20 protein-coding genes are annotated in these 20,482 nt (G+C 71.3%); 12 read left to right on the forward strand and 8 right to left on the reverse strand.

The window, feature by feature from the left end; all coding sequences use genetic code 11:
* Window positions 1-14 precede the first annotated feature (14 nt).
* Window positions 15-1,427: an alkaline phosphatase family protein gene (locus VFC33_06175; protein ID HZR12821.1), complete on the reverse strand. Its 1,413-nt coding sequence runs from the start codon at window positions 1,425-1,427 to the stop codon at window positions 15-17.
* A 127-nt stretch (window positions 1,428-1,554) separates the two neighbouring features.
* Here VFC33_06175 and VFC33_06180 point away from each other — a divergent pair, with 127 nt between their 5' ends.
* A complete protein-coding gene (locus tag VFC33_06180) occupies window positions 1,555-1,923 on the forward strand; it encodes an MmcQ/YjbR family DNA-binding protein (GenBank protein HZR12822.1) in 369 nt (122 codons plus the stop codon).
* A 19-nt stretch (window positions 1,924-1,942) separates the two neighbouring features.
* Window positions 1,943-2,962: a non-homologous end-joining DNA ligase gene (ligD, locus tag VFC33_06185; protein HZR12823.1), complete on the forward strand. Its 1,020-nt coding sequence runs from the start codon at window positions 1,943-1,945 to the stop codon at window positions 2,960-2,962.
* Window position 2,963: 1 nt separating this feature from the next.
* Here the strand turns inward: ligD and VFC33_06190 are convergent, their stop codons facing one another.
* Window positions 2,964-3,362, reverse strand: coding sequence for a hypothetical protein (locus VFC33_06190; GenBank protein ID HZR12824.1), 399 nt, complete (start codon window positions 3,360-3,362; stop codon window positions 2,964-2,966).
* A gap of 101 nt (window positions 3,363-3,463) precedes the next feature.
* Between VFC33_06190 and VFC33_06195 the strand changes: the two genes are divergently transcribed.
* Window positions 3,464-4,228, forward strand: coding sequence for a crotonase/enoyl-CoA hydratase family protein (locus tag VFC33_06195; protein HZR12825.1), 765 nt, complete (start codon window positions 3,464-3,466; stop codon window positions 4,226-4,228).
* 21 nt (window positions 4,229-4,249) lie between these two features.
* A complete protein-coding gene (locus VFC33_06200; protein ID HZR12826.1) occupies window positions 4,250-5,170 on the forward strand; it encodes a TIGR03564 family F420-dependent LLM class oxidoreductase in 921 nt (306 codons plus the stop codon).
* Window positions 5,171-5,184: 14 nt separating this feature from the next.
* Here the strand turns inward: VFC33_06200 and VFC33_06205 are convergent, their stop codons facing one another.
* Both VFC33_06205 and VFC33_06210 read right to left on the reverse strand, forming a co-directional pair.
* Window positions 5,185-6,384 (reverse strand): acetyl-CoA acetyltransferase, encoded by a 1,200-nt coding sequence (locus VFC33_06205; protein ID HZR12827.1) that lies wholly within the window; start codon window positions 6,382-6,384, stop codon window positions 5,185-5,187.
* Window positions 6,384-7,790 (reverse strand): OB-fold domain-containing protein, encoded by a 1,407-nt coding sequence (locus tag VFC33_06210; GenBank protein HZR12828.1) that lies wholly within the window; start codon window positions 7,788-7,790, stop codon window positions 6,384-6,386. The genes VFC33_06205 and VFC33_06210 overlap by 1 nt, the downstream gene beginning before the upstream one ends.
* Window positions 7,791-7,828: 38 nt before the next feature.
* On the opposite strand from VFC33_06210, the gene VFC33_06215 reads away from it, so the two are divergent.
* Window positions 7,829-9,070, forward strand: a complete 1,242-nt coding sequence (locus tag VFC33_06215) for a CaiB/BaiF CoA-transferase family protein (protein ID HZR12829.1) — start codon at window positions 7,829-7,831, stop codon at window positions 9,068-9,070.
* A 35-nt stretch (window positions 9,071-9,105) separates the two neighbouring features.
* Here the strand turns inward: VFC33_06215 and VFC33_06220 are convergent, their stop codons facing one another.
* A complete protein-coding gene (locus tag VFC33_06220) occupies window positions 9,106-9,597 on the reverse strand; it encodes a MarR family transcriptional regulator (GenBank protein ID HZR12830.1) in 492 nt (163 codons plus the stop codon).
* 119 nt (window positions 9,598-9,716) lie between these two features.
* Here VFC33_06220 and VFC33_06225 point away from each other — a divergent pair, with 119 nt between their 5' ends.
* The 4 genes from VFC33_06225 (at window position 9,717) to VFC33_06240 (ending at window position 11,981) form a co-directional block, all read left to right on the forward strand.
* Complete coding sequence (locus VFC33_06225) at window positions 9,717-10,289, forward strand: YceI family protein (GenBank protein ID HZR12831.1); 573 nt, start codon at window positions 9,717-9,719, stop codon at window positions 10,287-10,289.
* A gap of 66 nt (window positions 10,290-10,355) precedes the next feature.
* Window positions 10,356-10,880: a VOC family protein gene (locus tag VFC33_06230; protein HZR12832.1), complete on the forward strand. Its 525-nt coding sequence runs from the start codon at window positions 10,356-10,358 to the stop codon at window positions 10,878-10,880.
* A gap of 154 nt (window positions 10,881-11,034) precedes the next feature.
* A complete protein-coding gene (locus tag VFC33_06235; GenBank protein HZR12833.1) occupies window positions 11,035-11,247 on the forward strand; it encodes a C2H2 type zinc finger domain-containing protein in 213 nt (70 codons plus the stop codon).
* Window positions 11,244-11,981, forward strand: coding sequence for an iron-containing redox enzyme family protein (locus VFC33_06240; protein HZR12834.1), 738 nt, complete (start codon window positions 11,244-11,246; stop codon window positions 11,979-11,981). The genes VFC33_06235 and VFC33_06240 overlap by 4 nt, the downstream gene beginning before the upstream one ends.
* Window positions 11,982-12,525: 544 nt before the next feature.
* On the opposite strand, the gene VFC33_06245 is transcribed toward VFC33_06240, so the two are convergent.
* The gene (locus VFC33_06245) at window positions 12,526-13,080 is read right to left on the reverse strand and encodes a YdcF family protein (protein ID HZR12835.1); all 555 of its coding nucleotides are present in this window, start codon (window positions 13,078-13,080) and stop codon (window positions 12,526-12,528) included.
* A gap of 41 nt (window positions 13,081-13,121) precedes the next feature.
* Here VFC33_06245 and VFC33_06250 point away from each other — a divergent pair, with 41 nt between their 5' ends.
* Window positions 13,122-13,925: an enoyl-CoA hydratase gene (locus VFC33_06250; GenBank protein ID HZR12836.1), complete on the forward strand. Its 804-nt coding sequence runs from the start codon at window positions 13,122-13,124 to the stop codon at window positions 13,923-13,925.
* Window positions 13,926-13,976: 51 nt separating this feature from the next.
* Window positions 13,977-15,203, forward strand: a complete 1,227-nt coding sequence (locus VFC33_06255; GenBank protein ID HZR12837.1) for a hypothetical protein — start codon at window positions 13,977-13,979, stop codon at window positions 15,201-15,203.
* 2 nt (window positions 15,204-15,205) lie between these two features.
* Here VFC33_06255 and VFC33_06260 read toward each other — a convergent pair whose 3' ends face one another.
* Window positions 15,206-17,377, reverse strand: coding sequence for a DHA2 family efflux MFS transporter permease subunit (locus VFC33_06260; GenBank protein ID HZR12838.1), 2,172 nt, complete (start codon window positions 17,375-17,377; stop codon window positions 15,206-15,208).
* Between the two features lie 90 nt (window positions 17,378-17,467).
* On the opposite strand from VFC33_06260, the gene VFC33_06265 reads away from it, so the two are divergent.
* A complete protein-coding gene (locus tag VFC33_06265; GenBank protein HZR12839.1) occupies window positions 17,468-18,667 on the forward strand; it encodes a cytochrome P450 in 1,200 nt (399 codons plus the stop codon).
* A 3-nt stretch (window positions 18,668-18,670) separates the two neighbouring features.
* Here the strand turns inward: VFC33_06265 and VFC33_06270 are convergent, their stop codons facing one another.
* Complete coding sequence (locus tag VFC33_06270; GenBank protein ID HZR12840.1) at window positions 18,671-20,392, reverse strand: D-aminoacylase; 1,722 nt, start codon at window positions 20,390-20,392, stop codon at window positions 18,671-18,673.
* Window positions 20,393-20,482 lie beyond the last annotated feature (90 nt).

The raw sequence follows: 20,482 nt of genomic DNA on the forward strand, positions 1-20,482 counted from the left end.
ACCGTGCGGGATGATCAGTGAGCGCCCACCACGAGGTGGTCGCGATCGCCGGGCGGGTACACGGCGTCCGGCGGCGGGATCGGCCCGCCCGGGTCGCCGACCGTGCACGTGTCGGGCCCGCCCGCGAGCGCCGGCGCGGGGAGCACCGGCGGGTCGAGGAACGCGGGCCGGCGCGTGTCGAGGTCGACGGTGTCGAGCAGGTTGCTCGCGTTCGCGTCGCGGAACGTGAGCGCGCCGAGGTTCCACTTCGTCTCGACGAGCTTCAGCACCGACGTGTGGTCGTGGATGCGGTGTGACACGTAGTGGCGCCGCGCGAACGGCGACACGACGACCGCGGGCACCCGGAAGCCGTAGCGGTCGTACCCGCCCGGGAGATCGGGTGGGACGGTGATGTCGGGCGGGATGTTGTCGGGCGGGATCGCGGGCGGCGGCGGGACGTGGTCGTAGTAGCCGCCGTGCTCGTCGTAGTTCCAGATGAGCAGCGTCTTCGGCCAACCGGGGCCGTGCATCACCGCATTGATCACCTGCGCGGCGAACTGCTCGCCTTCGCGCACGTCCTGCGGATCCTCCTCGGACTGCGTCGAGAAGTTCGGGTCGACGAGCGAGAAGAACGGCAACGTGCCCGCGGCGGCGTCCGTGAAGAATTGCGAGACGTGCGAGAAGTTCGTCGCGCCGTACTTCGTCGCGGTCTCGATGATGATCGCGGCGGAGGGCGCGTCCGAGTAGTAGTTGCGCCACGAGATGCCGTGCGCGGCGAAGCGATCGAAGATCGTGCCGTTCGGCGGCGGTGGCGCGAACAGCGCCGCGGTCGTCGTGCTGACGATGCCGGCCGCGGTCCCGGCCATCAGGAAGCGACGGTTCGGGTACGTCTGCGCGAGCACGGAGCAGAAGAACCGGTCGCACAGCGGGAACGTGCGTGCGAGGCCGTAGTAGAAGGGCAGGTCGGTCCCGTCCCAGTAGCCCATCGCGACCGGGCCGCTCCCCCGCACGAACCCGTCGTTGCGGCCGTTGTCGAACGCCGTGTGGCTCGCGTTCCAGTTCTGGCCGGGGTGCCCGTGCTGCTGGCAGGTCGACGGCATGTGGAACGCGCGGATCAGGTTCCCGTTCGTGTCGGGGTTCGCGTCGAGCGGCAGGCCCCCGCGACCGATGCGGAACCCGTCACCGCGTCCGAGGACACCGAAGTGGTCGTCGAAGGAGTGGTTCTCCATCTGCACGACGACGACGTGCTCGATCTGGGGGAGCATGTCCGTGCCCTCCGGGACGCGGGGGAACGGTCGCGTGCCGGGCGGGAGGATCGGCCGTCCCCGCCCCGGGCCGCCCCGGAGGAACCCGCAGCTGCTCAGCGCGGCCCCGGCACCGAGCGCCGCCATGCCCTTCAGCAGGCTGCGCCGGCTGACGTGCTGCCAGTCCATGGGCTCGATCGCCATCCCGCACTCCCCCTACCGCTCGCTCCCTCGGGCCCGGCCGTCCCGGGCGTCCGCCCACGGCCGGGCTTCGTCCGCACGTGTCCTTGGGCTCTGCCGGACTGTGTACCGCGCGCGCCACACTTCGTGCATGGCCCCGCGCGATCCCATCGCCGAGATCCGCCGCATCTGCCTCGCGCTCCCGGAGGTCGTCGAGCGGCCGAGTCACGGTGCCCCGACGTTCTTCGTGAGAGGCAAGAAGTCGTTCGCGACGTTCTGGAACGACCACCACGGCGACGGCCGGGTCGCGCTGATCTGCGCGGCGCCGCCCGGGGTGCAACGCCAGCTCGTCGACGAGGAGCCGGAGCGGTTCTACGTCCCTGCGTACGTGGGTCACCGAGGCTGGATCGGCGTGCGTATCGACGTCGCGGTCGACTGGGACGAGATCGAGGCGATCGTGCACGACGCGTACCGCTGCGTCGCGCCCGTCACCCTGGTTCGTCAGTTGGACGGGACCTGACCGGATACGGTCGCGCGCCGTGCCGAAGACCGAGTCGGTCGACCTCGAGCTCGCGGGACGGACGGTTCGCATCACGAGCCCCGGCAAGATGATGTTCCCCGAGCGCGGCGAGACGAAGCTCGACGTCGTGCAGTACTACGCGCGCCTCGCCGATCCCGTGATGCGCGCGATGTACGACCGGCCGGTCCTGCTGCAGCGGTTCCCGAACGGCGCGGGCGGCTCGTCGTTCTTCCAGAAGCGGGTCCCCGACGATCGGCCCGAATGGCTGCAGACGACGATCGTCAGCACCCCGAACGGGACGACGTCGCGCGCGCTCGTCGTCGCGGACGTCGCGCACGTCGCGTGGGCGGTGAACCTCGGCTGTCTCGGCTTCCACGTCTGGCCGAGCCGGGCGAGCGATCCCGAGCACGCTGACGAGCTCCGCATCGACCTCGACCCGCAACCGGGCGTCGTGTTCGAGCAGGTGCGCGCGGCCGCGCACCAGGTGCGGGCGCTGCTCGACGAGCTCGGCGTGCGCGGCGCACCGAAGACGACGGGCAACCGCGGCGTCCACGTGTACGTGCGACTGGCGCCGCGCTGGGACTCGTACCAGGTGCGCGCGGCCGCGGTCGCGGTCGCCCGCGAGCTCGCGCGCCGGCGGCCCGACCTCATCACGGACGCGTGGTGGAAGGAGGAGCGCGGGGAGCGCGTCTTCGTCGACTTCAACCAGAACGCGCCGCACAAGACGATCTTCGGCGCGTGGTCGATCCGTGCCCGTCCCGGCGCACAGGTGTCCACGCCGTTCGCGTGGGACGAGCTCGACGAGATCCATCCCGACGCGCTGACGATGGAGACCGTCCCGTCGCGTGTCGAGCAGCGGGGCGATCCGTGGGCCGACCTCGAGGACGACCCCCAGTCGCTCGCCCCGCTGCTCGCCCTCCACGACCGCGACCGCGCCAACGGTCTGCAGGACGCGCCGTGGCCGCCGGTCTATCCGAAGATGCCCGGCGAGCCACCGCGTGTCGCCCCGAGCCGGGCCCGCAAGCCGTCGGCGGACTGAGTCACGCCATCGACGTGCGCGCCGGGCTCCACTCGCGCTTCGGGCTGTACTGGTAGTTCGTGATCAAGCTGACAGCGAGCACCGCGATCCCGCCGACGATGTAGAAGACGCCGAGGCCGCGGTCACCGTCGAAGAAGTTCAGCGCGAACGGCGCGACGACGAGCAGCAGGGCGGCGAGGTAGTCACCGGCCGAGTGCACGGTGAACGGCAGCACACGCACGACGCCGAGCGGGTAGCGCGTCAACATGCTGACCACGAGCACGACCGCCCCGACCACGACGCCCGTCGCGACGGCACCCGTCGAACCGCCCACCGCGAGCGCGACGACGATCAAGAGCGCGCCGACGGCGTAGTCGGCGATGGCGTGGAACCACGCGGGAAGGAACCTGACGAGCGACATCGTGATGCTCCTCGTTCGGGCACGACCCTGCCGGTCGCGCACGTCACGAACCATTCGGAGCAGGATGTCGACGCGGATGACAGGAGCGGGGAGGTTGGGCGATGAGCGTGCGCGTCGAGCACGACGGGCCGGTGGTGGTCGTGACGATCGACCGGCCCGACGTCCGCAACGCCGTCGACGGACCGACCGCCGCCGCCCTCGCGGACGCGTTCCGCGCGTTCGACGCCGACGACGCGCACGCCGTCGCCGTGCTCACCGGCGCGGGTGACACGTTCTGCGCGGGGGCGGACCTGAAGGCCTTCCGCACCGACCGGTCCAACACCGTCGCGGCCGAGGGCGACGGTCCGATGGGCCCGACGCGGATGCTCCTGTCGAAGCCGGTCGTCGCCGCGGTCGAGGGACACGCGGTCGCGGGCGGGCTCGAGCTCGCGCTGTGGTGCGACCTGCGCGTCGCCGCGCGCGACGCGGTCTTCGGGGTCTACTGCCGGCGGTGGGGCGTGCCCCTGGTCGACGGCGGCACCGTGCGGCTGCCCCGTCTCGTCGGCCAGAGCCACGCGCTCGACCTGATCCTCACGGGACGGGGCGTGTCCGGTGACGAGGCGTTGCGGATCGGGCTTGCCAACCGGTTGACCGAGCCGGGCCGCGCGCTCGACGGTGCGCTCGCGCTCGCGCACGAGCTCGCCGCGCTCCCCCAGACCTGCCTGCGCGAGGACCGCGCGTCGAGCTACGAGCAGTGGGGGCTGTCACTCGGCGACGCGCTGCGCGTGGAGTACGAGCACGGACGACGGTCGCTCGCCGCGCGCGAGCTCGGCGCGAACGTCGACCGCTTCGTCGGCGGCGCGGGCCGCCACGGCGCACCAACCTGATCGCACCGATAGGGTCGTGGGATGCGGTACGGCCTGACCATCGACACCTCGCGCCGGATCCCCGACGTCGTCGCGCAGGTCCGCGCCGTGCGCGACGCGGGCCTCGCGTCGGCGACGGTCTCGCACATCTTCGGCTACGACGCGCTGACGCTGCTCGGGATCGTCGGCGCCCAGGTGCCCGACGTCGAGCTCGTCACCGGGGTCGTGCCGACGTACACGCGCCACCCGATCGCGATGGCGCAGCAGGCCCTGACCGTGCAAGCGGCGAGCGGCGGACGGCTGACGCTCGGCATCGGGCTGTCGCACCAGATCGTCATCGAGGGGATGTACGGCTACTCGTTCGACAAGCCGGCGCGTCACATGCGCGAGTACCTGCACGCGCTGATGCCGTTGCTGCGCCACGAGCAGGTGTCGTACGAGGGCGAGACGCTCACCGCACGCACGATCGGCCCGCTCGAGATCGACGCGCCCGCGCCCGACGTGCTCGTCGCCGCCCTCGCGCCGACGATGCTGCGGCTCGCGGGCACGCTCGCGGACGGCACGATCACGTGGATGACGGGACCGGCGACGCTCGCGGACCACATCGTCCCGTCGATCACGCGCGCCGCCGCGGATGCCGGGCGGCGCGCGCCGCGTGTCGCGTGCAGTCTCCCCGTCTGCGTCACGAACGACCCCGACGGGGCACGCGAGCGCGCCGGGAAGGTGTTCTCGATCTACGGGACGCTGCCGTCGTACCGGGCGATGCTCGACCGCGAGGGCGCGGAAGGTCCCGGGGCGGTCGCCGTCGTCGGCGACGAGGACGCCATCGCTCGTCAGCTCACGACCGTCGCCGACGCCGGCGTGACCGAGTTCGCCGCCGCGCCCTACGGCTCACGCGAGGAGCGTGAGCGCACGTTCACGTTGCTGACGCAGCTCGCACGTTCCACCGAGTCGAGTCGCTGACGCGGCGCCCGCGGTCACCCCCGCTCGGTGCCGACCACCGAGATGAACGACACCATCTCGCCCGGGTAGCCACCGAGGTTGTGCGTGAGCGCGAGGTTCCGGCTGCCGTACGTCGAGATGCGCCGCTCCTCGGGGGCCTCGCCGCGGAGCTGCAGCCACGCCTCGAACATCATCCGCACGCCGGACGCACCGACGGGGTGACCGAAGCTCTTGAGCCCGCCGTCAGGGTTGACGGGAAGGTCGCCGTCGAGGTCGAAGGCGCCGTCGAGCTCCTCCTTCCACGCCGTGCCCCGCTCGCAGAACCCGAGGTCCTCCATGAGCACGAGCTCGGTCGGCGTGAAGCAGTCGTGCACCTCCGCCATGGCGAGCTGCCGGCGCGGATCGCTGACCCCCGCCTGCGCGTACGCGTCCTTCGCGCACTCCACGATCTCCGGGAACGTCGTGTAGTCGTAGGACGGGTCGGTGGATCCCGAGCCGTTCCCCGCGATCATCGAGAGCGCCTTGATGTACAGCGGCTTGTCCGTGTAGCGCTCGGCGTCCTCGGCCCGCACGACGATCGCGGCGGCGGACCCGTCGGCGACGCCCGCGCAGTCGAACACGGACAGGTCGCCCGCGACGCGCGGCATCGCGCACAGCTGCTCCACCGACATCTCGCGCCGGAACTGCGCGCGCTCGTTGCGCGCGCCGTTGTGGTGGTTCTTCGACGCGATGCGGGCGAGCACCTTCTTGAGCTCGTCCATCGGGACGCCGTACTTCTTCGAGTACGCGGGCGCGACCATCGAGTACATCGCGGCCGCGGTGAGCGTGCGGTTCGTGCCGTCGGTCGGGGCGTGCCCCGCGCCGCTGAGGCCCTGGAGCCCGGTGTCCTTCACCTTCTCGACGCCGACCGCCATCGCCATGTCGTACGCACCGCTCGCGACGGCGTACGCAGCCTGGCGCAGCGCCTCGGAGCCGGTCGCGCAGAAGTTCTCGACGCGGGTGACCGGCTTGCCCTCGAGCTGGAGGGGCATCGCGAGCGTCATCCCGCTGTTGCCCGACATCGCGGTACCGAGCCAGTACGCGTCGACGTCGTCCTTCGTGACACCCGCCGACTTGAACGCCTCGTCGGTCGCATCGATCATCAGCTCGTCGGCGCCCTTGTCCCAGCGCTCGCCGAAGCGCGTGCACCCCATGCCGACGATCGCGACGCGGTCCTTGATCCCGTGCGAGCCCATCAGGACGCTCCTCTCTCTCCGGTCCCTCCGGTACGGACCGGCCGGGCCTTCCAGAAGTAATTGTGGATCCCGTCGGCGGTGAACAACCGGCGGAACGTCATCTCCACCCGTCCCCCGATCGCGACCTCGTCGGGATCGACGTCCGTGAGCTCGACGGGAAGCCGGCCGCCGCCGTCGAAGTCGACCACGACGAACACGATCGGCGGGCTGGGCGAGTACGCGAGGCGGTCGACGGTGAACGTCACGACCGTTCCGGCCGCGTCGGCCATCGGTCGGACGTCGCGGTCGAGCGGCGCGGGCGGCAGGTGCACCGTCCCGTCGCCACCCTCGGAGCCGACGAACGCGAACTTCCAGTCGATCGAACGGGCCGCGGCAGACGCGCTCGGGCGCGCCGGCTCGGGACGCCGGGGCGGCTCGACGGGGAGCAGGCCGCGCCACGCGAGGTACTTGCCGTACGCGATCGGGCCGCCCGCCGCGATCTGGTCGGCGACCGTGCGGGTCGTCGTGTGCGACGCGAGCGCGTCGGTCGTACGGAACAGCGCGACGTCCGCGCCGTCGGCGAGCGCGACGAGCGCGATCACCTGACCGGGACGGGCGCGCTCGAGCGTCGCCGACAGCAGCAGCGCGGGGTGCGCGGCGCCGGTGTTGCCGACGGTTGTCGCGAGCGTGTCGACCACGCGGTCGGCCGCGACGCCCGTCTTCTTCGCGACGGCGGTGACCGCGCGCGCATGCGTCCCCGCGACGACGAGGTGGTCGACCTGGTCGGCCGTCAGCGAGGCCGCCTTCAGCGCGTCCTCCCACGCCTCGATGCCCAGGCTCGTGTAGTGGTTCTCGCCGAAGCGCTCCTCCCACAGCTTCGAGCGGCTGTCGCCCGGCGTGCGCCAGCGGTCGAGGAACTCCTCGCTCACGCTGGACCACGCGAGCAGCTCCGCGACGACGGGCCCGTCGCCGTCGTCGCCGACGACGAGCGCGGCCGCGCCGTCGCCCCCAGCCGCCTCGTCGGGACCGCCCGGCAGCCCACCCCGGAGGTCCGCGGCGACCACGAGCGTGGCCCGGTCCGACTCGAGGCCGGCACGCAACGCGCCGACGGCGGACCGCACGGCACCGATCGCGTCGTATGCGGACGCGCGCGACGGCAGCCGCAGTGCCGCGTGCAGCGCGGTCGCGTTCGTCTTGTCGAGGTACGGCGGCGACACGGTGGCGAACCACACCGCGTCCGGCTCGACCTCGGGTGCCGACCGCAGCGCGACTCTCGCGGCTTCGACACCCATCGTCGTCGCGTCCTCGTCGTAGGACGCGACGGTGCGTGTGCCCTTCCCTCCCCCGGTGCCCGCGACAGCCGCGATCGTCGAACGGTCGAGCCGCCGGTACGGCAGGTAGGTCCCCCAGCTCAAGATCCCTCGCATGGAGGGGAGGCTACCGCCGCGTTCGTAGGATGACCCATATGAGGCTCGGAGACGTCGCCAACCCGGACGCGCAACGGTTCGGCAAGCCGCTCGACGGCGTGCGCGTGCTCGCGCTCGAGCAGATGCAGGCGCTGCCGTTCGCGACGCAGCTGCTCGCCCGGCTCGGCGCCGACGTCGTGAAGGTCGAGCCGCCGGGAACGGGCGACAGCGGGCGCGGGTCCCTCCCCGCGATGACCGACCCCGAGGGGCGCCGCGTCGGCGCGACGTTCCTCCGCAACAACCTCAGCAAGCGCAGCGTCACCGTGAACCTCCGCGACCCGCGTGGTCGCGATCTCGTCCTCGCGCTCGCGCCCCGCTTCGACGTGATCGCGGAGAACTCGAAAGCGGGGTCGATGCGCAAGCTCGGTCTCGGCTACGAGGACCTCGCCCGTGTGCACCCCTCGTGCATCTACGTCTCGGTGTCGGGGTTCGGGAACACCGTCGACACGCCGTACGCGGGCTGGCCTGCGTTCGCGGCCGTCGCCGAGGCGATGTCCGGCATCTACGAGATGAAGCGCGTCGGCGACGCGCCGCCGATCGTCAACCCGGTGGGCGCGCTCGGCGACATCGGCGCCGCGATGTTCGCGACGATCGGGGTGCTCGCCGCGCTCCGTCACCGCGACCGCACCGGTGAGGGCCAGTACGTCGACATCGCGATGCTGGACTCGGTGATCGCGATGACCGACATCGTCGCGAACTTCTGGTCGATGGGTCTGCGCAACGGCGATCTCGGCCCGCTGATCCTCCACGGCTTCCGGGCCAAGGACGGTTGGTTCATCGTGCAGGTCGGCCGCGAGCAGCACTTCGCGAAGCTCGTCGAGGTGATCGGTCATCCGGAGTGGGTCGAGGACGCGCGCTTCGCGTCGCGTCAGGGATGGCTCGACCACCTCGAGGACGTCCTGCGGCCCGCGATCGAGGAGTGGGCGTCGACGCGCACGAAGGTCGAGGCGTGCGAGGCACTCGGCGCCGCCGGGATCGCGGCGGGACCGTGCCTCGCCGACGAGGAGATCGTCGCCGACCCGCACGTCGCCGCCCGCGACATGCTCGTCGAGATGCCGCGCACCGACGGCGTCGCGCAGCCCGTCCTCACACCGGGGAACCCCGTGAAGATGAGCAAGGTCGCCGAGGGCCCCGAGTCACGCGTGCCGTGGCTGGGTGAGCACACCGACGCCGTGCTGCGCGACGAGCTCGGGCTGAGCGACACGGAGCTCGCGCAGCTCCACGCCGACGGCGTGATCTGACCGCCGCCCATCGTCGGTTGGTACACAACTCGCGGTCAGGGGCGCGACTCGTGTACCAACGCGGCGTCGGTCGCGGTGAGCCCGCGGACGATCGCCTCCGAGATCTCGCGCAGCTGGCGGACCTGCTCCGGCGTGAGCGCGTCGAACAGGGCGTGGCGGACGCACTCGACGTGCCCGGGCGCGGCCGCCTCGAGCGTGGCGAACCCCTCGTCGGTGAGGACCGCCACCTGGCCGCGGCGGTCGGTCGGGCAGCTGTCACGCCGGACCCAACCCTGCTCCTCCAGCCGGGCGACCGCGTGGGACAGCCTGCTGCGCGAGTACTTCGACGCTGACGCGAGGTCGCTCATCCGGAGGTGCCGGCCGGGCGCCTCCGACAGCCGCACCAGGATCTCGTAGTAGGCGTGCGGGATCTCGGCCTCCCGCTGGAGCTGCTGGTCGACGACCTCGAAGAGCAGGCGGTTGGCGTTCAGGAACGCCCGCCAGGCCCGCTGCTCCTCCCTGTCCAGCCAGCGTGGCTCCTCACCCATGGCCCGATGGTACCGCCGGGAAGCGGGAATGGTTGAGCGCTCAAGAGGGTTGGGTAGAACTGTTCTGGTTGAGCCCTCAATCAGATTGCCGTCACCGAACCACCGAACCGGAGGCCGCCATGACCCTCACCGACACGACCGCCCAGATCCCCGGATACGTCCCCGGCACGTGGACGATCGACCCCAGCCACTCGCACGTCGAGTTCAGCGTCCGCCACATGATGGTCAGCAAGGTGCGCGGGCACTTCAGCCGCTTCTCGGGCCAGGTCGTCACCGCGTCCGACCCGCTCGCGTCGTCCGTGACCGCCGAGATCGACCTGACGTCGATCGACACCGGGAACGAGCAACGCGACGCGCACATCCGCAGCGCGGACTTCTTCGACGCCGAGGAGAACCGCACGATGTCGTACCGGTCGACGGGCATCCGTCGCGACGGCGACGACTTCGTGCTCGACGGCGTGCTGACGCTCAAGGGCGTCACGCGTCCGGTCCCGCTGCACCTCGAGCTGAACGGCTTCGGCGCCGACGCGTGGGGCGGCACGCGTGCGGGGTTCAGCGCGACGGGCGAGATCAACCGGCGGGACTTCGGGGTCAACTGGAACGCGGCGATCGAGGGCGGCGGCGTCGTGGTCGGCGACAAGGTGTCGATCCAGCTCGAGATCGAGGCGGTCCTCGACAGTCCCGACGCGTGACAGTGCCGGGGCCGCGCGATGAACTGTCCTCGCGCGGCCCCACCGCACTCGCGAACGAGGTGCACGATGCCCATCACCCGTCTGAACCACGCCGTCCTCTACGTGCGTGACGTGGCGCGCAGCGTCGCGTTCTACACCGAGGTGCTGGGGTTCCGTCGCGTCGACATGACGCCCGACGGGTTCCACGGCGCCGCGTTCCTGCAGGCGCCCGGCTCGACCAACGACCACGACATCGGGCTGTTCGAGATCGGCGCGGGGGCCGGCCCCTCGGCCGCGGGACGCTCGACCGTCGGCCTCTACCACCTCGCGTGGGAGGTGGACACGCTCGCAGAGCTCGAGCGCCTCGCCGGTCGCCTCGGTGACGCGGGCGCGCTGGTGGGCGCGTCGGACCACGGGACGACGAAGAGCCTCTACGCCAAGGACCCCGACGGGATCGAGTTCGAGGTCGCGTGGATCGTGCCCGCCGACCGCCTCGACGACGCGGCCCGCGACGCGCGGACGCGCATCGGCCCGCTCGACCTCCGCGGCGAGATCGCGCGCTACGGCGCCGACACCCGCGGCGGCGTCGGCATCTCCATCCCGACCGGCTGAGCGCGCCGGGAGGCGGGACATCTCGTCGAGGTGAGCCCGCCCGCACGCGTCCCGCGCCGGGGGGACGGCGCGGACGCGCGCGAGCCGGCCCCTGCCCCACCGTCAGTTCGGCGCCGCCCGGCCACGCGGATCACCCCGGCCGTACGATGGCGGCATGCGGTGCCCGGTGTGCGGCGTCGACGGCCGTGACGGCCACCGCGCGCTCGCCGCGCACCTCACCGAGCAGGCCGCGCGCAGTGACGGGGCGCACGTCATGTGGCTGAACCGGAACGTGACCAAGGAGCGCGTCGGCGTCGACGAGCTCGCCGCGCTCCTCCGCGAGCTGGCGGAGACGGGCGCGACCCGTGCGACGCGGGTGAAGCGGTGACCGCGGACGCGGTGCGTCGCCGCGTCGAGGAGGCCGTCGTCGACGGCTGGTTCCGGCATCCGCCCGAGATCGTGCGTGTGATGTCGACGGCGCCCACACCCGCGGTCGCGCGCGCCTTCGTCTACGAGTGGACGAAGTTCTCGCGCCGGTTCCCTCGCTGGGTGGGCGCGGTCGTGTCGAACTGCCCGCACTTCGACGTGATCGCGTTCGAGGTCGAGAACCTGATGTCGGAGGTCGTGCGGGATCCGGCGGCGGGCACCAACCACTACGAGCTGTTGATCCGTCTCGGGACGGGCGCGGGATCCGACCGGTCGACGATCGAGGCCCACGAGTCGAGTGGCGCGGCGCGCGACGCGTTCGCGTGGTGGTGGGAGATGGCCCGCCAACCGGACTGGCTCTTGGGCTTCACCGCGATCAACGGGCTGGAGATCCTCGGCGACCGCGCGCTCCCGCGTGCGTACGGGCTCGCGCAGGGGACCGGGCTCGCGCCCGACCCGTGGGCCGCGACCGGGATCGCTCCCGATGCGCTCGAGTTCTTCCGCGTGAGCGACGAGGCGGACGCGGGGCACGGCAGCGAGACGGTCGACATCATCGCCCGCTACACGCCGGCCGAACGTGCGGACGAGGTGCTCGGCGTGCTGGACGAGTCGATGCACCGTCTGCGGAAGATGATGGACGCGATGTGGGAGCTCGCGGGCGCCCTCGAGCAGGAGGAGCGCGTTGGCCGCCGGTGACCCGTGCGCGCTGTGCGGGTCGACCTGGGGCGACACGGACCGCGAGATCGAGGGCGTCTGGTACCACTTCTGATGAGGCTTGTGAGCCGACGCCTTCGCCGGCCTGGCCGCGCATCTCGCGCAGCGCCTCGGTGACGGCGTCGTCGTCCGGTCGGACGACGTCGACGGGAACACGGTCTCGGGAACGGTCGTCCACGACGGTGTGACGCACGCGTTCCGCGCCGAGATGAGCGACGACGGCGAGGTGCTGACGTGCGAGATCGAGTGACCCGCGACGTTTGCGACGTTCGGCGTTGGCCCTGAGCCGGCGATCTGGGGCAGTTGAGCAGACCCGAGCGATGCCGTGCAGTTCTCGAGCGTTAGAACTCCAGCCGGCACAGCGCTCCCGCCGGACTACGTCGACAGTTCGGCCCCGCGCGACCACCAGGCCTCGGCGGCGGTCATGGCGCTCTCGGCCTCGCGGATGCCGCCGCCCACGAGCCCCGTGGTGGCAGCCCAGTGCAGGGGTACCAGGGCGAGAGGGGAAACGTTCCCTGACGTGGCACTAGCAGCCGCGCACGACGAGCGCCTTCGCGAGCCCGCTCCACTCGTGGACGATGCGCTTCCCCCAGCCGACGACGCCGTCACGCGGCGTCGCGCCGACGAAGCTCGTGTGTCCGCTGTAGCAGCGCCGCACGAGGATGCGCGCGCGAGCGACGTGATACCTCGACGTGACGACGACGATGCGACGCCAGTTGTTGGCGCGCGCGAGCCCTCGTATCGCCTCGGCCTCGCCGCGCGTCGTCTGCGGCTCGGGCCGGAAGCAGATCATGCGATAGGGGCGCCGAGCGCCACACGCGCCATTCGAGATCGCGATCGTCGGCGCGACGTCGTGAGCCATCAGCGCTTGCGCGCGTGCAAGCCGTTCCCCGCGCCCACCGGCGAGTACGACGACGGCATCGGCGTGTGCGGGTACGCCGGTGCCCGCACGAACGAACAGCAGGTAGGACGCGACCACGAGACCGATCACGACGATGCACACGCAGCCGGCCGCGACGCGAACGAGGCGGTGCCGTCCCGGAAGGTGCTCGCGCACGGCCGACAGCACGGCCGACAGCATGCCCGAACGTCGGGTTCGACGGCCGGGGTAGCGTCACCCGCATGTCATTCGTGTTGATCGACAAGCCGCGCCCGCACGTCACGCTGGTCACGCTCAACCGTCCCGAGCGGATGAACGCGATGGCGTTCGACGTGATGGTCCCGTTGCGCGAGGCGCTCGAGGAGGTGAGTGCCGACAACGACACGCGCGTCGTCGTGCTCACCGGCGCCGGGCACGGCTTCTGCTCGGGAGCCGACCTGGAGGACTCGGGTCACGTTCCCAACATCGGCGGGCTGACGCGCACGACGATCGCGCACCGCTCGATGGATCTTCTCGACGACGTGATCCTCGGCCTGCGCCGCATGCACCAACCCGTCATCGCGGCGATCAACGGCGCCGCGATCGGCGGTGGGTTCTGCCTCGCGACGGCGACCGACATCCGCATCGCGTCCGAGCGCGCGTACTTCCGCGCTGCCGGCATCAACAACGGCCTCACGTCGAGCGAGCTCGGCATCAGCTACCTGCTCCCGCGCGCGATCGGGTCGTCCCGCGCGTTCGAGATCATGCTGACGGGTCGCGACGTCGACGCTGAGGAAGCGCAGCGCATCGGGCTCGTGTCACGAACCGTCGCCCACGACGGCCTGCTCGACGCGTGCTACGACGTCGCCGAACGGATCATCGGATGGAGTCGCATCGGCGTCGAGAGCACGAAGCGGCTGCTGTGGTCGAGCCTCGACGCGGGAAGCCTGTTCTCGCACATGGACCACGAGGCACACGCGCAGCTGTACGTGCGCCTCACGACCGAGAACTTCGAAGAGGCCGTCCGGGCCCGCAAGGAGCAGCGCACTCCCGTCTACCGGGATTGATCGCGCATCGCAGCGCCGTTGAGTGACACACCCTTCGTTCATACTGAACCCGTGCTCGATGTTGCCGAGGTGCGCGAGGAACGTGATCGGGTCGCCGCGTTGTTGCGCGCGCTCGAACCGGACGCGGTCGCGCTCGGCGACGCGGAGCCGATGTGGGACGCGTTCGACAAGATCGAGCGTCACGCCGCCAACGCGAAGACCTTGCTCGCGCGACGTGTCGAGGAGGCCGGCACGTGGCGCCGGCGCGGGCAGCGCAACGCCGCCGAGGGCATGGCGAAGAAGTCGGGGACGAACACCGGTGCGGCGAAGCGGCAGCTGGAGCTGTCCAAGCAGCTCGACCAGCATCCCGCGACCGAGACCGCGATGCGCAACGGGGAGATCTCGCCGACCCAGGCCGCGCTCGTCGCTGCGGGTGCGAACGGCGATCCGGCCGCGGAACGGCGCCTGCTCGACAAGGCCAGGACCACGACGGTCGCGGAGCTGCGCGACGCCGCGGGACGTGAACGCGCCAACGGCGACCCCGATCCGGAAGCGACCGAGCGACGCATCCACGCGCAGCGGCGGGCACGGTCGTGGACCGACGAGGAAGGCCGCTGGCACTTCAACGCCATGGGGACGGTGCGCGACGGCAGCCGCGTCGCCCGAGTGCTGGAAGGGCTCGTCAACGAGGAGTTCACCGCCGCGCGCCGCGAAGGACGCCGCGAGGAACGCGACGCGTACGTGTTCGACGCGTTCGTCCGCGTGTTCCGCGAGCAGGATCAGCAGCCCGACGAGACCGACAACACGCCGAAGACGAAGCACCGCTGCCCGTCGTACCTATCGATCCTCCGCCTCGACTACGAGGCGCTGTTGCGCGGCTCCACCGCGGGCGACGAGCTCTGCGAGATCGCCGGGCTCGGACCCGTCCCCGTCACCACGGCACGGACGCTGCTGGGCGAGAGCATCCTCAAGCTCGTCGTCACCAAAGGCGCGGACGTCGCCAACGTCACCCACCTCGGGCGCGGGCCGAGGGTCGCCCAGAAGATCGCGCTGCTGTGGCAGTCACCGTGCTGCAGCGTCGAGGGCTGCACGCGCACCCGCATCGAGTTCGACCACCGGGAACCATGGGCGAACACGAAGCACACCAAGCTCGCCGAGCTCGACGCGCTGTGCGGCTTCCATCACGACCTGAAGCACCGCGAAGGCTGGGCACTCGTGGACGGCAGCGGCAAACGACCGATGGTCCCGCCCGACCATCCCGACCACCCGAAGAACCGGCCCAAGGACGACACGAGTTGAGGTCAGTCCGGTCGCGGCGCCGCGGCGACCGCGCTGGCGCGGAACGCATGGTCGACGAGCGCGTCGGCGCGTGCGGTGTCGACCGGTTCGCCCGTGACGAGGAGCCGGTAGTAGAGGGGGCCGACGAGCACGTCCCCGACGAGGCCGACGTCCGTGTCGGGCGCGAGCTCGCCGCGGGCGACACCGCGTCGCAGCGCGTCGATCAGCGCGGCGCGGTGCGGTCCGATCACCGACGTGCGCAGCCGCGCTGCGAGGTCGGGATGGCGGCCGGCCTCGCCGACGAGCACCGCGATCACGCCCGGCGCCCACGGCGCGGCGAACAGCGACGCGAGCGCGTCGAGGTACGCGATCGCGTCGTCGCGTACCGAACCCGTGTCCGGGACGGGCAGCCGCTCCGACAGCTCGGCGACGACCGCGGTGACGAGGTCGACCTTCGAGCTCCAGATCCGTTCGAGCGTCGACGTGCTGACGCCCGCCTTCGTCGACACCGCGTGGAAGTTCAAGCTCGAGAACCCCGCCTCCTTCAGCAGGTCGACGGTCGCGGACAGGACGCGCCGACGCGGCGACTCGGTCGGGATGGCCTGCGCGGTCGCAACCACGAGCTCGTCGAGCTCCGCGGGAGCCTCGGCCGCCGCGACCGGCCGTGCCGGGAGGAACACGAGCGCGACGAGCGCACCGCACAGCGCGATCACCGCGCCGACGATCACGGCGCGTGTCATGCCGTGCACGAACGCCTCGTTGGCCAGCTTGACGAGCTGCTCGCGGAACTGGGCCGGAAGGTGCGCGGCGACCTCCGCCGCGCCGCCCACCGAGCTGCGGACGGCCGAGAGCGCGGCCGGTGGGAGCTCGTGGAGCTGGGGGACGGCGTCGACGCGCGCGACGTACGCGCTCTGCATCACGCTCCCGAGCACGGCGACACCGAGCGCGCCACCGAGCTGGCGGGTCGTGTCGTTGACCGCCGAACCGACGCCGGCCCGCTCAGGTGGGAGCGACCCCATGATGGACTCGGTCGCGGGTGCCATCGCGGTCCCCATCCCGAGACCGAGGACGAGGAGCACGACCGCGACGAGTGGGTAGCCGGACGTCGCCGTCGCCCGTGTGAGCAACGCGAGCGCGACCGCGACGACCGCGAGCCCACCCGCGACGACCAGCTTCGAGCCGAACCTGCGCACGAGGACGCTGCTGGTCGGTGCCGCCACCATCAGCGCGACCGCGACCGGCAGCGTGCGGATGCCGGCCTGCAACGGGTCGTAGCCGAGCACGAACTGCAGGTACTGGCTGAGGAAGAACAGCGACCCGAACATCGCGAAGAACACCAGCGTGACGGCGACGGATGCCGCGCTGAACCGCGGGTTCTGGAAGAAGCGCACGTCGAGCATCGGGTACTCGGTGTGCATCTCCCACAGCACGAACGCGGCGACCAGCACGACGCCGATCGTGAACGCGACGAGGATCGGCGTCGACGACCATCCGTGCGTCGGTGCCTCGATGATCCCGAAGAGCAGTGCGGTGATCCCGGCGGCGGACAGCACGAACCCGAGCGCGTCCAGCGGAGGCGCGCTCGGGTCGCGCGACGTGGGCACGAGCACGACGACCGCGATCAGCGCGAGGACGATGATCGGCACGTTCACGAGGAACACCGATCCCCACCAGAAGTTGTCGAGGAGCCACCCCCCGACCATCGGGCCGATCGCGACGCCGAGTCCCGACACACCGGCCCAGATGCCGATCGCGCGCCCGAGCTCCTCCGCAGGGAAGACGTTCGTCAGGATCGACAGCGTCGCCGGCATGATGAGGGCGCCGCCGATGCCCATCACGCCGCGCGTGAAGATGAGCTGGTTGGCGCTTCCCGCGAATGCCGACGCGGCCGAGCCCGCGCCGAAGATCAGCAACCCGATCAGCAAGCAGCCGCGCCGGCCGAAGCGGTCGCCGAGACTCCCCGCGACGAGCAGCGCGCTCGCGAACACGATCGTGTACGCGTCGACGATCCACTGCAGCTGCGTGTTCGACGCGTGCAGGTCGCGCACGAGGCTCGGGAGCGCGACGTTGAGGATCGTGTTGTCGAGCCCGACGACGAGCAGGCTCAGGCACAGCACGCCGAGGACCGACCAGCGCCGCGGGTGCGGCTGCACCGTCGCCGGTGCGGGTGTCGTCGCCGTCGCCGTCGCGGCCACGAGTGGAAGCGTTCCCCGTCGAACGGGCGCGCACGACTGCCCGTGCGCCAAGATGACGACCCCTCCCGCTAGGTACGAGGTTCCTGCCCGATGACGACCGAGACGCGCCGTTCGATCGACCTGCTCGACGGGCGGCTCTACGCCGGCGACTCGCACCCCGTCTACAAGTGGATGCGCGACAACGAGCCCGTCTACTTCGACGAGCGCAACGGCGTGTGGGGTGCCGCGAGCTACGCCGCCGTGCTCGACGCGTCGAGGGATCCCGCGACGTTCTCGAGCGCGGGCGGCATCCGTCCCGACAACGGTCCGCTGCCGATGATGATCGACATGGACGATCCCGCGCACTGGCAGCGGAGGAAGCTCGTCAACCGGGGGTTCACGCCGAAGCGCGTCCGGGAGCAGGAGGACAAGATCCGCGCGCTCTGCAACGAGCTCATCGACGACGTCTGCGAGCGCGGCGAGTGCGACTTCGTTCGGGAGCTCGCCGCACCGTTGCCGATGATCGTCATCGGCGACATGCTCGGGGTGGAGCCCGAGGACCGCGACAAGCTGCTGCGCTGGTCCGACGACATGGTGAGCGCGCAGGGCGGGAACATCAGCGAGGAGATGCTGCTGCGCGCGGGCGAGGCGTTCGGCGAGTACGACGCGTACGCCCGCCACGTGATCGCGTCACGACGCGAGCACCCGACCGAAGACCTCATGAGCGTGCTCGTCCATGCCGAGGTCGACGGCGACCGGCTCGACGAGGACGAGACGGTCCACGAGTCGCTGCTCGTGCTCGTCGGCGGCGACGAGACGACCCGTCACGTGCTGAGCGGCGGCATGGAGCAGCTGCTGCGCGACCACGCACAACGCGACCGGCTCGCGCGCGACCCGAATGGGATCACGGTCGCGGTCGAGGAGATGCTGCGCTGGGTGTCCCCGATCAAGAACATGTGCCGAACCCTGACGCGCGACGTCACGTTCCACGGGTCCGACCTGCGCGCGGGTCAGAAGATCATGCTGCTCTACGAGTCGGCCAACTTCGACGAGCGCACGTTCGACGACCCCGAGCGCTTCGACTCGACGCGGCAGCCGAACGACCATGTCGCGTTCGGGTTCGGCGCGCACTTCTGCCTCGGCAACAGCCTCGCCCGGCTCGAGATGCGGGTGTTCTTCGAGCAGCTCCTCTCCCGTCTTCCCGACATCGAGCTCGCGACGGACGCCCCGCTCCCCCGCCGCGAGGCGAACTTCATCAGCGGTCTGGAGTCGATGCCCGTCCGGTTCACGCCCACGGCGCGGGCGAGCTGAGCGTCAGCTCGTCGCGACCGTGTCGGTGTCGCGACCGGAGCGCAGCAACGACCCGGGCAGCTGACCGGTCGGCCGGTCGTCGACGACGGTCTCGACCCCGTTGACGAGCACGCGCACGACACCCGTCGAGTCGGCGAACAGTCGTGCGGAGTCGCCGGGCAGGTCCTCGACGAGCCGCGCCTTCGAGGCACCGACCGTCTCGGGATCGAAGACGACGAGGTCGGCGTGCGCGCCGACCGAGATCCGTCCGCGGTCGCGCAGGCCGAACAGCTTCGCGGGCTCGCTCGTCATGAGCTGCACCGCGCGCTCCATCGAGACGAGCTTGCGGCCGCGGATGCAGTCGCGCAGGAACGACGTCGTGTACTGCGACCCGAGCATGCGATCGAGGTGCGCGCCGGCGTCGGACCCGCCGATGAGGACGCGTGGGTCGTTCCACGTCTCGGCCCGGAGCTTCCAGCTCGCGTCGTCGCCGTCGGACGGGATCGGCCACAGGATCGTGCGGAGGTCGTCGGCGATCACGACGTCGAGCAACGTGTCGAACGGCTCCTGGCCCCGCTCGGCCGCGAGCTCGTGGATCCGCCGCCCCTTCAACCCCTCGTTGGCGGCGGAGAACGTGTCGCCGATCTCGTAGTTGCCCCAGCTCGCGAGGCGGCGGAACACACCCGCCTCCGGCGAGTGCGCGCGCTCGTCCATGAAGCGACGGGTCTGAGGATCGCGCAGCTTCGCGATCCGCTCGGGGACGGGCAGCGCCATGATCGGACCCCAGTCGGGGAGCATGAACAACGCGCAGTAGTTGCGGAAGCTCATGTTCATCGGGACGAGCGTCGGCATCGTGAGCGCGACGATCCGCCCGCCCTTCGCAGCCGCGGCGTCCGACGCCGACAGCTGGTGCGCGGCCTTCTCGGGTGACTTCGAGTCGAGCGTCAGCACGTTCCAGTTCAACGGGCGGCGCGCGCGTGCGCTCATCTCGGCCATGCGCGCGATCTCCTCGTCGGAGAACTGGTCGAGGCAACCGTCAGTGATGTACTCGAGCGTCGTACCGGGGTGCTCGCCCGTCGCCTCGCAGAGCGCGAGCACCTCGTCCGTCGACGCGAAGCGCGACGCGATCGGGTTCCCGTCGCCGTCCGAGTGCGTGTAGGACTGCGACGACGAGAAGCCGAGCGCGCCGGCGTCGATCGACTCGTGCAGCAACCGGACCATCTCGCGCACCTGGTCGTCGCTCGCCGCGTTGCCGATCGAGTCGGGACCCATGACGTAGCGGCGGAGCGCGCAGTGTCCGACGAGGAACGTCGCGTTGACGCCGAGGTTCCCCTCGATGCGGCCCAGGTACTCGCCGAAGCTGGACCAGTCCCACTCGACGCCGTGCTCGAGCGCGGGCAACGGCATGCCCTCGACCTTCGCCATCATCCGGCGGATGTAGTCGGCGTCCTCGGCCTTGATGGGCGCGAGCGTGAAGCCGCAGTTGCCGCCGACGATCGTCGTGACACCGTGGATGTTCGACGGCGACGCGCTCGGGTCCCAGAAGAGCTGCGCGTCGTAGTGCGTGTGCGGGTCGACGAACCCGGGCGTGACGACGAGCCCGTCGGCGTCGAGCTCGGTCCGGCCCTGGTCGTCGACGTCACCGACCGCGACGATCCGTCCACCGTCGACGCCGACGTCGGCGCGCACACCGGGCGCGCCCGTGCCGTCGACGACCGTCGCGCCGCGGACGACGTAGTCGATCATCGGGACCTCCAGGACGACGGGCGGGGGCGCGTGTCGGCGCGCCGCGCGAATCTGACACATCGTCACCTACGGGCGCGGGCGACGCAAACG

The organism is Acidimicrobiia bacterium, assembly GCA_035651955.1.
Taxonomy (GTDB): domain Bacteria; phylum Actinomycetota; class Acidimicrobiia; order IMCC26256; family JAMXLJ01; genus JAMXLJ01.